This is a genomic window from Aliiglaciecola litoralis (genome assembly GCF_039523355.1).
In the GTDB taxonomy this organism is placed as follows: domain Bacteria; phylum Pseudomonadota; class Gammaproteobacteria; order Enterobacterales; family Alteromonadaceae; genus Aliiglaciecola; species Aliiglaciecola litoralis.
This window is the reverse complement of record NZ_BAAAFD010000002.1, coordinates 433,872-448,306: the sequence shown is the minus strand read 5'-3', so window position 1 is coordinate 448,306 and position 14,435 is coordinate 433,872. Positions and strand designations below refer to the sequence as shown.

Genomic DNA, 14,435 nt, shown 5'->3' with positions numbered 1-14,435 from the left:
AATAGTGATTAATTTTTTCCACGCGGTTTCGATTTTATTAGTATTTGAGTGCATCACTCAATCGGCTAAATAATCGGGCTATGTTTAGAATAAACGTCTTTATTAACATTATTATTTTGCCTGAAAAGCTTTTTTACTAGGATTAGTTAACGTCAGTCTTGCAATATGCTATGCACCGCCGAGGTCACTGTGATTACTATTATAAAAGCCAAAAATGAGTTTACAGGACTATTACGTCGGCAGATCAATGTGGCGAGTTGAATATTCAACTCGCCCCGGCTTTAACTATTGGGCGTTGTTTCTGCGTTGCTCGTCAAATTCCATTAGCATGTTGTACATTTCTTCTTCCGAATAGCTCTCCTTTAAGCGTCCTTGTTGTTGCTGCTCATTGAGGGTCTTTCTTATCCAATCAAGTTTTTCATTAATTTTAAACTGACCTTTGATAAATCGTCTTATGAACTGCAGCATGGGGTTGGCATGTCCGCCCGGGCGCCATGTCTTCTCAAGGTTGTTGTGGAACGCATCAAAGTGTAAACCTCTAGGGGCGCAAATTACCTTGCCACGATTTACCACCAGTTTGATAACGTTGGTACATAGCGTACCGGAGGCCAAATCAATGCCCATTTTAGTCGAGGGGAGATCTTTGGTGAAAAAGTCGACTTTACTTTTATCCATCAGGTAGTGCCGTTGTTGCACGGTGGGTCCCACACCCACTACAAAGCGGATAATATTATCAATGTACACTTCTAACTTGTGCATGTGCATGGCGACAGGATCGTCTTTGTGTTTTTCAAGAAACTTAGGACAAGGTGAGTTCATTCCAAAATAGTCAGCAAAGCTCATGCCTTTGCCGGGCAAAAAGGCCATAAAGGCGACGCCCATACCCATAGGTCCAGCAGTTAACGCGGGAATGTTCTTTTCGTGACACTTTTGAAACGTGAGCCGGCGTATTTCTACCGCAAATATATCAAGGCTATCGAGATAAACGTCAACACCATCGAGAAACTCATCAACATTGTCTTTTTGAATGCCATTGGTGAAGTTTTTAATATTTGCATCAGGGTTGATGGCTTTTATGGTTTCTTCCAATATCTGAGATTTAGCTATTCCCACGGTGTCTACGTTTGCGCCTGCCTGACGGTTGAAATTACTGTAATCATAATCATCTAGATCGGCAATGTGGAAATTCTGCGCGCCCATTCTGGCCATCGTAATCGCATGATCACCGCCAACGCCACCTAAACCGCCTACCGCAAAGGTGGCATTTCTGATTTTTTCTTGTTCTTCTGGTGTTATCCAGCCTAAATTTCGCTTAAACGCTTTATGATAATCGAACATGCATCGTTCCTTAATTAGACGTTAAAGTTATTCTTTTTAAATTCGTCAGCTCTGCTACGCAATTGCTTTGCCATCAAAATCGTTTTTGGGAACGCCGCAAGTTCTTTGACAAAGCGTCCTACCATTCGGGTCATGCCAACATTCTCGCTGTAGGTTTTTATCAGCTCTTCTCCTTGTCCTCCGTAGTTGGAAAACTCATCGGGGAAAAAGGCCTTATTGACAAAGGGCCAGGTTTTACGCAATTTGACAATTTCAACTTCGCGCTTGCCTAACCCGGTACTTTCGTCAGGTTTTTTGGGGGTGAAAACCCAATTGGCGTTGCAGTTCACCTTGCCCAAAGAGTGAACTTCGTGAAACCAGTATGGAGGGATTGAAACCACATCACCGGGCTTGCTGATAAAGTCGTAAAAATCGTATTTTTCTGGGGCGTAGACGAAATCTCTGCCCACCAGGCCCGCATACATAAAAGGCATACAGGGTAGGGGAGTTTTAGGCGACGTTAATATCCACCGTTTCTCACCAATCACTTGTTGGTTAAGTCCGTGTAAACTGTTGCCATCATAGTGAGGCAAGGTAATGTGACCTTGGGGCTGCATAAAAACGCGCATCGGCGATTTACGCACAGCATACTCTTCGCGAGCCAATATTTTTTTTACAAAATCGGGGATGGCGATGATTTCATTATCCACCAAGTCAGAATCAAACCAGCCTAGTTCTTTTTTTGATTCGTTCGAAAAATTCTCTTTGACGTATTCAGGCGTGACTTTGTCGCTATCAAAGGTAAATACACCTTCTACAATGACGGGCTTTTTAGGCACGATATATTCGTTAAAATACGTATCAAAATCGAATTCACTGTAGGCGATTCTATCAATTTCCAATTTCATTAAAATTCTCTTTGCAGTTTTTACTTGTGGTTACACAAGGATACCAAGCTGATACCGATTGAACGCTTTATTAGGGTAGTATCTTTTCTTGCTTCTATCACTATTGATGTCACAGTTCGCCACGCGCTCACAGCTGATAATTGCCGACTGTAATTACTTCAGCAACCGATGCACACATGACTGTACTAAAGAGTTTGAGGAATAAACCCTAGTGATATTAAGCAATGTCTGTTCATTCATTATGAAGAGTATTAGCCTATCGTTTTATTATCAAGGAATAAGCGACACGGGCGAGTGAAAATCGTTCTCAAATGTGTTTGTGTGAGATGCTTAATTGTAAAATTTTAACCGCTGGAATGTATAAAAACGAGACAAGCATACCCTGTATTGCTGACAGACAGATTCATTTCAACAGTGGCCAAGGGTGTGGTGATACGAATGAGTTTACCGTCAGTTGATGTTTGGCTTGGGCACTGAGTGCAGTGCATTACATAATAAAACGCTGCCAAGATTTCTCTCGACAGCGTTACGTTCTTCATTTCACCACTTGTTAATAAACGGCTTTACTCGGTCTCTGCAATCGAGCGTCTAGAACTTGTGTTCAAGACCCAGTGCCAACCAAGACTTGTCTTCGCTCTTGTCTAGTCCGCGATCTGTGTACCAAATAAAGGCTTTTGTGGATTTTCCTAATTTGTAATCGGCACCAATAGTTGCACTATTGTCATCTTCAAGGGTTTGATATTGACCTTTTAACACTAACTTACCAATGGTATAGGCTGCACTCATCATCACGCCGTTTTTCGAGCTGCCAGTTTCAACCGATTCTTGACGATGTAATATTGCGCCAAGGGTTAGCTGGTCAAACTTTCCTTGCACTGAAAACCGTTGACTATCGTAGCCTTTCATATCGAAGTCAGCAGCAACAGAGGCAAACCACTTGTCTTTTTTCAACGCTTTGTCGCCATAGGTAAGTGAAATTGATTGGGAGTCATCTCCAGCAACGTCATCTTCGGCAACATAAGTCAGGCCTAAGCTAAAGCCATTTGCCGTTGGTGAAATATAGGTGACTGAATCACCCATACGATTCTCGCCTTTCCATAACCCTTTGATATCAGCTTCGTAATCACTGAATTGGTCAATCTTACCTTGAGATTGTTTTAATACGGTGTCGTTCCTGCCTAATAAAACCGTACCAAAGCTGCCTTTTAGACCAACATATTGATTACGCGCTTTGATATTATCTGAACCCGATTCATCGGCTAAATCGACTTGCCACTCGAAGGTGTACAAAACCTCCATATCGTTATCAAGCTTGAGGTCGCCTTTAACGCCAAATCGTGATGCATTACTTTTGATTTCAGTAAAACTGCCCGCGCCTTCATCTGCCGCTTGAGCAGAAATGTTTGCCTTACCATATACCGTAATAGGATCAGCAAAACTTGCCGCTGAGACGGATATTGCGAGTAAAGATAACGAAAGTTTGCTTATAAATTTCATGTGTTCAGTTCTCAAATAGTAAAGTTTTAAATAGCAATGTATGGAATATAGGGCTGGTTTATTACATTTGTATTACAAGTCATATTCTAATTCACATTAAAATAAAGCGCGTATCAATTTAATTAGAGGGGACTCTATCCCAATCTAACGTTCAATTCATTGGTTTTTGTGCTCGAATATCATTTAGTTGATGAAAATGCGCACATAAAAGGGACAATGAAATTTAGCAACACCAAGTCAATTAACTGGCGCGGCGCAATAGCAACTGTTAATTATCATGGCTAAGTTAATTTTGTCAGTTACAACGTAATTAGGTTATCTGAGTTGAGCAATAAATGACGCCAAAAGAAAGAAGGCGGCAACCAGACTTATGTTTGGCATCTATAATAGACTAAGCATCCTTAAGGGGCGCGTTGCAAACATCGGCTTCACCTTTGTCCGCTTAGTTTGCCAGACTCTTTCTTATCGTCAGTTTAATAATGTTCGCTTTAAAAACACTAAGTTGCTAGAGACTAATATTACGAGATATAGTATGTTCTGTGATGCCTGACTTATGTTGGTTGAGGTTAGACGAAATGCCAGTTGTTAGTCCCTTTTGGATGGGATTAAATACGCACTTAAATTGGTAAGTTGAAATAAATTTGAACCACTTGATTGATTAAAGTGCTAAAATTTAACGAAAGTTAACCCATTAATTATAAACGGTTTTTCTATGGAAATGTTGACAGATTTGCTGATTTCGTTAAGTAATCCACGCAAAAACAACCAACAAAAACTTAAGCAAATATGTTCAACTACGATGCAAGCGATAACGCATGCTAATAGGGTTAGCTTGTGGGCATTTAATCAAGATAAAAGTGAAATAGTTTGTTTAATGTGCCTTTCAGGTGAGCCGGCAACGTTTACGTCTGGAACGAAATTAAACAAAACCGATTTTGCCGACTATTTTAATGCGATTTTATCTGAGCAGGTGTTAGTGGCATCCGACGCGAGAACCCATCCCGCTACCAAGTGCTTTAATAAAGGCTATTTTGAACCCAATCATATCTATTCTTTATTTGACTATGTTTATCATGACGACTTTGAACCTAAAGGGGTTATATGTTGTGAATCCGTGGGTAAACCAATCGAATGGGTACAGTCTGAACAACATATACTGCGCAAAATTGCCAACATCACTTCGATGTTCTTTAAGTCTGAATAACAGCCAATAGTTTCGTTCTTTAATCCGCCTCAAATATCCCGATTTTAATAAAACAACCTCATCTCATTGTCTTTGAAACTATACTGTGTGGTAACGACGCTTTTTCTATTTGCGTTTTTCGAATACAAGATATGTATATGAATGATACTCAACTCGCTACTCAAATAGCCACCCAAGTGATTTCTGATACCAAATTCTGGATAGGAATTATTGGTTTACTTGGTGCAATTGTTGGGTCGTTACTCACTATTTTCGGAAACGTTTTACTGCATTGGATAAAGCAAAAACCGCAAAACGAGCTTGAGAGAAGCAGAATTAAGATGTTGAAAGATATGCTCAGCGACGATAGATTTCCAGACAAATGGCGGCTTCTTTCCACTATGTCTGCCGTCATTGGGGCTGACAATGAAGAGACTAAACGACTGCTGTTTAAAGCTGGTGCACGAGGCTCCGAGAAAGCGGATGGGAAATGGGCGCTGGTCGAAATCATCCTTTACCCAAATCTGAGTGATGTCCGAAATCAAGTATACTTAGCCCCTTCGGAGCGGCTAACTAATAAGGTTTAAAATAGCTTAACAATTGGCGGTTAAAAGCGCTATAACCACCCTTTGCTAGGTTAAAATCCGACTTTAAAGCCCAAACTTGTCCATGAGTAAAGACTAGACTTTGTATAGGTAAGGTTTACATCAATGTTTTTTGCCAACTGGTAACTAGCGCCAACGCCAGCCATAAGACTACTGTCTTTAAATGAATAGGGTGGGGTGTTGCCAACAACTGAGTATATATCACCTTTTCTTTTTACCCATTGATAACCTAATTCTAAATGCAAACTAAAGTCGTTAATTGGGTAAGTCGCTACTGTAGACATTGAATATGCGTCAGAATTAAATGATCCACCACCTTCAAACTGACTATTAGACCAAGTAAAAGTGCCTAAGTCTTGATATGCCATTTCTACCGACAAGTATTCTGAAAATGCGTAACCGGCCCTCAAAGCGTAACCAATGTCACTATTTTTGTCGTGCAAGTAGCTGGTTTCAGAATTCAATAAAGATGCACCAATATAAAAGGGGCTTTCAGCATCAGTTGCAAAAGTTTGGCAAGAGTAAATGGTAAGAGCGGACAATATAACTTTCTTCATTTTATATCCTATAGTGATTAATGCGATGTAATTGTTGTTTAACAAAAACGGTGAGAGCAGTCTATTCTGAAGTCAGCATTGATGTAGTTTCAAATTGCCAATAATTGTAATTTTGTGTAATCAAGAAGGATGGCGGACGATGGATGTATAGATAGTTGAAGTAAGGTTCTATTGAATTGAATCATACTCGGACTTGTCATTGATACTAGCGAATCTTTCGTTCGGTAAACAATGAGATGACAGTATCCTGCAGAGCCGTAATAAGTCCCAGCTGTTGAGTAATTCAAGCAGAAGAGTCAAGATCTGCTTGCGAAGATAAGGTCGGAATGAACTAACGACTGTTCACTCCGATCCTCTTTAATCTACTTTTTTATTTCACTGTTGCGCGCAACATCCACGCCGTTTTTTCATGGACACGCATTCGATCTGAGACCAAGGCTGACGAAGATTCATCGTCGGCTTGCTGTGCTATTTTTAAAACGCTACGACAGGTTTTGACCACTTGTTCATGGCCTTTGGTGAGTATTTCGACCATCTCGCTAGCTTGCGGTACGCCATCAACTTCTTTAACTTGGCTTAACTTGGCAAATTCTTTGTAAGTGCCTGGGGCTACTACGCCCAATGTTCTGATCCGCTCAGCGATATCATCGACTGCCACTGCCAGCTCGGTGTAGTGTTCTTCGAACATCAAGTGTAGCTCTCGAAATTGCGGCCCGGTCACATTCCAGTGAAAATTGTGGGTTTGCAGATACAGTGTGTAGCTATCTGCCAATAAGTGCTTTAATCCTTGGGCAATGCTTTGACGATCTGATTCATTAATACCAATATCAATTTTCATTTTGTTCTCCTAGTGATGAATACCCCTATGATACAGATTAAAAGTGCCTCATCTAATCAGTAATATAGATTAATTGTATCGACTCAACCAATGAACTCAGTTGTGACATGCCATTTGCTTGATGCATGATGTAGTTTGACAACGGATTAGGCCGCTGCTCCGTTGCGCGGGCTGACAAGGACATTAAAGCTAGGGTTAATATCATTGTGAGTATTGTATTACGCAGCCTATGATTTCCAGTAAAGCGAATAAGACCTTGGTCTAGATTATAGTCGGACACGGCATGTGTTGGATTTATGCGATTAGCTACAAAAATACGTGACCGAAGACTTGAATTTATTGCTTAATCAATACTGCTATGAGCAAAAAAAAAGGGGCGCGAGGCCCCATAGGATTGGCTTTCAGATAAGCCGGGAGGTTTAGAGGAAGGATTACTTACTATTTCTCTCCTCGTCTTTTAGGAGTCTGTACTCCTAACAAGGTGAGTCAATTCTTTGTTCAACACTCTCTCTTTAATTGACCTAGGCCGAATTACTCAAAGTAGGCGTTGCCCTTTAATATAAGCGAACACTGTGCCAACTTTGTTAACGTATTGAATGTTATAAAGAAAAGTGTTTTTAGACGTGTTTTTGTTTGCTTTTCGTTGAGTTTAAAGCGTGAATTTTACACAGATAAATGAAAATTTTTCATACCTGATTACAAACATAGGCTTGCATGTCGGTATTGTGTATTTGCGGCTTTAAAGTTAGGTATGCAACGCTGGTCTTTGAGGGGGATAAATACCTCATGGTCGAGTCCTGACTTTTATTTGAGGGTCACTTATTATCCGCCACATAAGCGCCTCGCTTACCTATTGGTTTATCTTCACCAATAGTGCTGTCTTTATGCGTTTGTCGTTCCATGGCAGAATTAAATTCGGCTCCAAATAAAATAATGTAAGCGCTTAAATAAAACCACATCAACAGAATGATCACTCCACCAATAGATCCGTATGTTTCATTGTACTTTGCGAAGTGACTCAGATAGTACGAAAATCCATAAGTAGCTGAAATCCACAACAGAGTTGCTAATGTTGATCCGCTGGTGACCCATCGCCATTTCGCCTTTCGGCGTGAAGGAGCGTAGCGATAAAGTGCAGCCAAACTAAATTGAAAAAGCACAATCAGCACCGGCCAGGTCAACCACTTTGCTTGTTGCTCTGAAAGCGTAACTCCAGCCAGTGAATCGATTAGCATAGGCATTATAGTTATGGTTCCTAAAGCAATTAGCAATATCATGATTGCACATAGAGTTAGCGCTAATCGCATCAGAATTTTTAACCAAAATGGACGGCTAGATGTTTCGTTATAGGTAATATTGCATGCAGTCATCAGTGCTTGTGAACCCTTACCACCACTCCAAATAGCCAGCAATATACTCACCAGAAAACCGATACCTAAGGTTGTTTGGCTTTTACTAGACACTTGTGCAATTTGCTCTTCCAATATGTAGCGGCTTTCGTAAGGGACTATGCCAACTAAATGCTGCATGTGCTTTTCCAAATCATCTGCAGATACAAAAAAGCCATACAAAGAAACAAGCGCTGCAATAAGTGGGAAGATTGCTAGCAGAAAATAAAAGGCCACCCCAGCAGAGATCAAAGATAGGTTGTCTTGCTCCATTTTTCGGTACACCCGTTTGGCAATATTCCAATATCCACGCTTAGTAAAATCCAGTGGGCTGGTGGCGGTGTGTTGTTGCTTGGTATTTTGCATATAAATCTCAATTAACCTAGTTGCACTGTGCGTCAATGACGACGCTTTTTCTTAGCTGCCTCATTCTGCTGCAGTGGCTCTTGATAATTATAGCCGACTCTTATTGTTCGCCTATTTATTGCACTTGATTAGTATAAAGTCGAGCTTTAACGGCCGCGGACTTAAGCGAAATTACCCTAACTGTCAGCAACAGCTGAGCGTCAACGAGCGCCATAGTGTTAACACCAAGCGTTATAGTCACTAGGACAAATTCAGTAGCTTCAGTCTAGCCTCGTCTGAATCTAATGTAACAGTTAAGCTTCGATGAGTTTTAACCAATGTGACAAAATACCTACTCGCTCAATTACTAACTTAATACAGACAAGAACAGGCACCGCTAACAATACACCGAGTATGCCCCACAACCAGCCAAGAATGAGTAACCATAGAATGATCACCAGTGGGTTCACTTGCATACGTTTACCTAATACTGTGGGCGTGACAAACTGAGATTCAATAATATTGATTACGATGAATACGCTAGCTGGGAGTAACGCCATCGGCTCAATTCCGAATTGCACTGCGCCAGCCAAGCATAAAATCGCTAAGCTAAACAAGGAGCCTACGTAAGGTACAAAATTAAAAAAGGCAACCAAAGCGCCCCACAATAATGCATCTTGGATCCCCAACAACGAAAAGGCGGCGGCCGTTGCCAACCCCAAAAGGGCATTGATCACACTGATAGTTGCAATGTATTGCGACAAAACTCGCTGAATGTCATCAACCATTTCGATCATGCCTTGTTTATTTTTGACATGGGGGAAATCTTGTACGAACACATTAAACAGTGCTGGCCCATAAATCAGCAAAAACACGATCAGTATAATGCTGGCGAGAAGCTGCGCCATTATAATAGGAGCATTGCTTAACACCGACACTAATACTTCAATACCTCCCTGTTTAATCCGCTCTTTTACCACGTTTTGTGTTTCATTTTGGGGGGGAGCCTCTTCTTCATCGTCGTCTGAGAACCAACCAAAGAAATCGAATCCGCTATCCTCTTCCTTTTTTTGTGCTTTGACTTCCTGTTTGGCTTGCTGTTCTTGCTCCGCAAATTCTTCGCTCAAACTGTCAATTTTTTCTGTTAGATGAACCGATATTTTAGGAAGTAGTTTCACCCATTTTTCCGCTGGCTCAGCTAACTCATTGGCTAAGAAGGTAAAGGGAGCGATTAGCAGAAACAATAAAACAAACGCTGCTATCGGTCGTGGAATATAGATCGCCTGAAGAGAGCGCACTAGCGGGCTCAAGAGCAATGCTATGAAAACTGAAAATACGATTGGGATCAATAACGACTGTGCCAAATACAGTGTGTAGAGGGCGGCAAGACCTAATAAGACCCTTAGGTAAACACTCGCTGTTGTTTTCGTTTTGTTTGGCTGACTTGTTTGCTCGCTTTGCTTGACCACTATGAATCCTTTTTAAATCAATTGCCGTGATATCTAGTAATGGAGGCCTTTATCTTTCTTTTCTTAACGTGTGAATATACTTATCCGCGATGAACTCACTATATTGATCATATGAATATGATTTTGTACTGGTAATGCTTTGTTTGCGCTTTTCCACAATAGAATGAGCCGCAGAAAAGATCAAATGCCGCTTAACAACAACGCCAAAAATCATTTTTCGGTTATGGCGTTCAACGCACACTTTTGCATCTTCATCCTCTGTGTTTACGAAAGAGGGTGATCACTGATTTGAAACAGTTTACTATCCCGCCCCATAAAATTGTCTTCCCGAATACTGTTCGGAGTGTAAGTAAAAAGGAATAGAAGTAGTGAATCTGCAATTAAGTGTTGCCTGTTTTTTGGCAATGTTCGCAATACCCTCTGTGGCACAAAATAATATTGAAACAATGCAAGTCACTGGCTCTCGAATAATCGATAGCAACCAGGCAAGCTTCACGGCATTGAATCGAGATCAAATCGACCAAATTAATCCGGTTTCCACATTAGATTTACTCAGACGTATACCTAATTTAGTCGTTGCTGAAAATGGTGTCGGGGGGCTGTCCTTTGTGTCTTTGCGTGGCGGCGAGTCGAACTTTACCCTGATCATGATCGATGGCATTGCAGTCAATGACTCCACTAATAGCCGCGGGGGCGGGTTTGACTTCAGTCAAATAAATCCAGAAGCCATTGAATCAATCGAAGTCTCTCGAGGTGGTATCAGTGCAATCTATGGTGGTGAAGCAATAAGTGGTGTCATTCACATCATTACTCGCAATAATGCAAGCCAGTCGGTTGGCATAGAAATAGGTACAGATGAGCTTTTTAATGCCAATTTGATGCTGGCAAAAAACTTCGACAATGGCGTGAATCTGCTAGCGAGTCTTTCAACCCGCCAGCGTCAACAATCAACGTCTGCAAAAGCGCAAAGTCAACAAGGTCTATTTAAACTTGGCTATCAAAGCGATTTTTCAAAACATGCATTTTTGGTGACACTCAGTGACAGTGATAACACCAGCTTTGCAGAAGATTCCGGTGGTATGTTGTTCGCAGATCCGCGTACACCAGAGTATCGCAATAGCCAACAATGGTTAGTTGGTTTAAACAGTGAATTTCAGCTAGATGAGCAGCTGCAATTACACAGTAAATTATCTTGGCTGAATCGCGAAGAATCATCTGTCCACCCTGGTATTAACCAAGGCGTGCTTTCTGGAATACCGGCCAGCGATATTGTGTCAGAATTCGAGCGTAAAGAAATTGAGGTGTATACCGACTATGCACTTAATCAAAATATTAACCTCATTACCGGACTCACGCTTCGCAGCGCAGAGGGGAGCAATGACGGAACGCTGGATTTTGGTTTTCCACTGCCAGTCGATTATGTGCTTAAGCAAGATACCCGAAGTGCGTTTGCCGAAGCGCAGTATCGCCAATCGAGTTATGCGTTGAATCTTGGCTGGCGTTATGACGACTCCGATGATTTTGACAGTGAAACCTCATTGCGTGTTGCGGCCAACTATTTCGCCAATGACCAAGTGACCTTGTTTGCGGTGTATAACGAAGGCTACAAACTTCCTAGCTTCTTTGCGCTGGCCCACCCTTTAGTTGGCAATCCACAACTACTTCCTGAGCGAAGTGAAAATATTGAAATTGGCATGGCATATAGTGAAAATGGTCAAGAGCTCACCGTGACCTTTTTTGACAACCATTTTACAGATCTTGTCGACTTTGACGCACAGCTTTTTACCAACGTAAACCGAAGTCGCGTTGATAGTGCAGGATTGGAACTTAGCTTTGTTAGCGAGTTGCAATCTTGGTTAAATCTTTCTGCCGATATCAGTTATGTGGAGGTTAATCTAAATGACGGGGTGTCTCAATTACGCCGACGTCCGCAGTGGTTTGGTAGTGCTAGTCTCGACGCTCATTGGCAAAGACTGAGTGTGACTTTGTTCATGGACTTTAGAGATCGCTATTTAGATAGCTCTATTCCAACAGGATTAATCGAGCTTGGCGGCTACGCGAAGTATGGTTTAGCTGCTAGTTGGCAGGTATCTCAAGCGATGATAGCAACCTTTAATATTGATAATTTCCTAGCCCGTGAATATCAAGAATCGGTCGGTTTTGTGAATGACGAAGCCAATCTAAGAGTAGGATTGCAATACCAATTTTAGTTAATACCTTTTTCGAAACTAACTAAGGCGCCCTTCCAGGCGCCTTTTTAGTGGCCGCAGAAATTTCTCTGCGAGCCAGAATATATGCAATGTTCCTTTAGCGTTTTGTTAGTCGGAAAAATATCAGTATTGCAGCTTAAGCATGCCTGTCCATGTAACTGATGCAATGGGATTAAACGTGCCTGTCCATGTAACGGGATTAACATGGCTGTCCATGTAAGATAAGTTTATTCAACTAACTCTCGTTGTAACAAGGCAACCATATTTCCAGTTTTTGCAGTCCAAAGCCCTTGAGCCAACTCTGGAGTTAAGATTTGAACTACCTGCCAGCCTTGCTCACCTTGTTGATTAAAAATGTCGACAAAATCAGGCAATTTAGGCTTTTTGATACCTGCTAGAAAACCTTCTTTGTTTTCAATTTCTAACGTTTTGTATTCGTACTTTTTCACTTTGATCAATTCCTCGAAGTCGAGGTCTTGGATATTGATATCAAACACAGAGGCTAATGCCTTTTTTGACTGCAGCGAAGCTGAAGCCTCATTCTCAATTCGCTGCACTGTTCTCAAGTTTAGTCCGCTAGCAATAGCCAGCTCTTCTTGTGACCAAGCTTTATTGTTTCTTAGTTTAATTACTAACTGAGCATTAATTTTCATCAATATCGACAACCTATGAGTTATGAGACCAGTGGAGTATCAAGGTAAATCATGGACTCTGTTACGACTTTTCACCGTATTCTTTCCGACTATCATACGACACTTTTACGACAGGTTGCTAATAACTGTCGTTGAATCGTAAAAGATTAGCTCTGACAATGCCTGTCCATGTAATGGGATTAAGCATGGCTGTCCATGTAACGGGATTAAGCAGTCCATGTAATGGGATTAAACGTGCCTGTCCATGTAATGGGATTAAACATGCCTGTCCATGTAATGGGATTAAACATGCCTGTCCATGTAATGGGGTTAAGAGTGGCTGTCCATTTAACGGGATTAAGCATGGCTGTCCATGTAATGGTCCATGTAATGGGATTAAGCGTGGCTGTCCATGTAATGGGATTAAACATGGCTGTCCATGTAATGGGATTAAACATGGCTGTCCATGTAATGGGATTAAACATGGCTGTCCATTTAACGGGATTAAGCATGGCTGTCCATGTAATGATGTAACGGGATTAAGCATGCTGTCCATGTAATGGGATTAAACATGGCTGTCCATGTAATGAGATTAAGCATGCCTTTCCGTCCATGGAATGGGAATTAGCATGCTTGTCGATGATAGGTTGCATCGATTGATGCAATCTAATGTGGCAGTAAAAGGTTTGTCTAGTTGACAAAGAATAAAACGATTTCTAATGCGATCAGTATGATGATGATCCATTCTAGGAAAGAGGAGTGTTTATGATTTTGTTCTGCAACGAGCATGTCGAGTAATTCGTGTATGGTTTGCAGCTTTAACTTCAGTAGCTCTATGCGCTGGTCTAGCTCTTGATAACGAGAGGCGCCTATGTACAATTCTTGGGTTTCTGGAAAGTCCCCAAAATACTCTGGCGTATCCAATAAACTAAAGCGCGACATAATGTCACTTTTCGTTTGAAACAACGCACCTCTTAATTTGGCTAACTGGGTCCGACTTAACGAAATACGCCCTTTGTTGATCAGCTCATCGGTTAAATATCTATTGTCATCTAGTGACTTTTGCGCTCTGCATTCAAATATTTGTAGCTTACAAGATTGTGCAAGCGCATGGCTCACGGCCAACAAGGTATGGATTTTAGAATTCTGCAACGTCACCGTATTGTTACTAAAACTAAATCGGGCTTCTGGCTGCAGTGCGAACCGATATATCTCCCAATCTTTATTTTGTTCTTTGCTGTAAAACTTCTCTAAGCCTTCCATAATCAAAGATTTTTTAGCGTCACTGATCCCCCAGGTAACCACCACGCCATAATTAAAAACGAAAATGTGTCCACGAGGTACATCAATGTGTAAGGCATCACGATATTGGGTTGCCACATAAGACTTAGCAAAGTGCGCTTTTACATCTTGTAACTTGATCGTGTCGGCGATACAGCTCACTTCGACTTGATCAGTTGAAAAAAGACTGGTCATGATGATCCTC

At 41.3% G+C, this 14,435-nt stretch carries 13 protein-coding genes; 4 read left to right on the top strand and 9 right to left on the bottom strand.

Features of this window, described 5'->3' with window-relative positions:
* Positions 1-285: 285 nt before the first annotated feature.
* The 3 genes from ABD036_RS05705 to ABD036_RS05695 all read right to left on the bottom strand — a co-directional run bounded on the left by ABD036_RS05705 (position 286) and on the right by ABD036_RS05695 (position 3,722).
* Positions 286-1,338, bottom strand: coding sequence for a ThiF family adenylyltransferase (locus tag ABD036_RS05705; RefSeq protein WP_343857409.1), 1,053 nt, complete (start codon positions 1,336-1,338; stop codon positions 286-288).
* A 14-nt stretch (positions 1,339-1,352) separates the two neighbouring features.
* Positions 1,353-2,225, bottom strand: coding sequence for a cupin-like domain-containing protein (locus tag ABD036_RS05700; protein ID WP_343857407.1), 873 nt, complete (start codon positions 2,223-2,225; stop codon positions 1,353-1,355).
* A 588-nt stretch (positions 2,226-2,813) separates the two neighbouring features.
* Positions 2,814-3,722: a porin gene (locus ABD036_RS05695; protein ID WP_343857406.1), complete on the bottom strand. Its 909-nt coding sequence runs from the start codon at positions 3,720-3,722 to the stop codon at positions 2,814-2,816.
* A 712-nt stretch (positions 3,723-4,434) separates the two neighbouring features.
* Between ABD036_RS05695 and ABD036_RS05690 the strand changes: the two genes are divergently transcribed.
* Positions 4,435-4,926: a GAF domain-containing protein gene (locus ABD036_RS05690; RefSeq protein WP_343857404.1), complete on the top strand. Its 492-nt coding sequence runs from the start codon at positions 4,435-4,437 to the stop codon at positions 4,924-4,926.
* Positions 4,927-5,063: 137 nt separating this feature from the next.
* Positions 5,064-5,492, top strand: a complete 429-nt coding sequence (locus ABD036_RS05685; protein ID WP_343857401.1) for a hypothetical protein — start codon at positions 5,064-5,066, stop codon at positions 5,490-5,492.
* A gap of 50 nt (positions 5,493-5,542) precedes the next feature.
* On the opposite strand, the gene ABD036_RS05680 is transcribed toward ABD036_RS05685, so the two are convergent.
* The 4 genes from ABD036_RS05680 to ABD036_RS05665 all read right to left on the bottom strand — a co-directional run bounded on the left by ABD036_RS05680 (position 5,543) and on the right by ABD036_RS05665 (position 10,107).
* Positions 5,543-6,067 (bottom strand): porin family protein, encoded by a 525-nt coding sequence (locus ABD036_RS05680; RefSeq protein WP_343857399.1) that lies wholly within the window; start codon positions 6,065-6,067, stop codon positions 5,543-5,545.
* A 370-nt stretch (positions 6,068-6,437) separates the two neighbouring features.
* Positions 6,438-6,905: a Dps family protein gene (locus ABD036_RS05675; protein ID WP_343857397.1), complete on the bottom strand. Its 468-nt coding sequence runs from the start codon at positions 6,903-6,905 to the stop codon at positions 6,438-6,440.
* A gap of 815 nt (positions 6,906-7,720) precedes the next feature.
* Entirely contained in the window at positions 7,721-8,659 is a 939-nt protein-coding gene (locus ABD036_RS05670; protein ID WP_343857395.1) for a YihY/virulence factor BrkB family protein, read from the bottom strand.
* 293 nt (positions 8,660-8,952) lie between these two features.
* Positions 8,953-10,107 (bottom strand): AI-2E family transporter, encoded by a 1,155-nt coding sequence (locus ABD036_RS05665; RefSeq protein WP_343857393.1) that lies wholly within the window; start codon positions 10,105-10,107, stop codon positions 8,953-8,955.
* Positions 10,108-10,475: 368 nt separating this feature from the next.
* Between ABD036_RS05665 and ABD036_RS05660 the strand changes: the two genes are divergently transcribed.
* A complete protein-coding gene (locus ABD036_RS05660) occupies positions 10,476-12,317 on the top strand; it encodes a TonB-dependent receptor plug domain-containing protein (RefSeq protein WP_343857391.1) in 1,842 nt (613 codons plus the stop codon).
* A gap of 227 nt (positions 12,318-12,544) precedes the next feature.
* Here the strand turns inward: ABD036_RS05660 and ABD036_RS05655 are convergent, their stop codons facing one another.
* Positions 12,545-12,970 carry a DUF4177 domain-containing protein gene (locus tag ABD036_RS05655; RefSeq protein WP_343857387.1) on the bottom strand — a complete coding sequence of 142 codons (426 nt, stop codon included), beginning with the start codon at positions 12,968-12,970 and terminating at the stop codon, positions 12,545-12,547.
* A 261-nt stretch (positions 12,971-13,231) separates the two neighbouring features.
* Here ABD036_RS05655 and ABD036_RS05650 point away from each other — a divergent pair, with 261 nt between their 5' ends.
* Positions 13,232-13,483 (top strand): hypothetical protein, encoded by a 252-nt coding sequence (locus ABD036_RS05650; protein WP_343857384.1) that lies wholly within the window; start codon positions 13,232-13,234, stop codon positions 13,481-13,483.
* A gap of 156 nt (positions 13,484-13,639) precedes the next feature.
* Here the strand turns inward: ABD036_RS05650 and ABD036_RS05645 are convergent, their stop codons facing one another.
* Positions 13,640-14,425 carry an RMD1 family protein gene (locus tag ABD036_RS05645; RefSeq protein WP_343857383.1) on the bottom strand — a complete coding sequence of 262 codons (786 nt, stop codon included), beginning with the start codon at positions 14,423-14,425 and terminating at the stop codon, positions 13,640-13,642.
* Between the last annotated feature and the right edge of the window lie 10 nt (positions 14,426-14,435).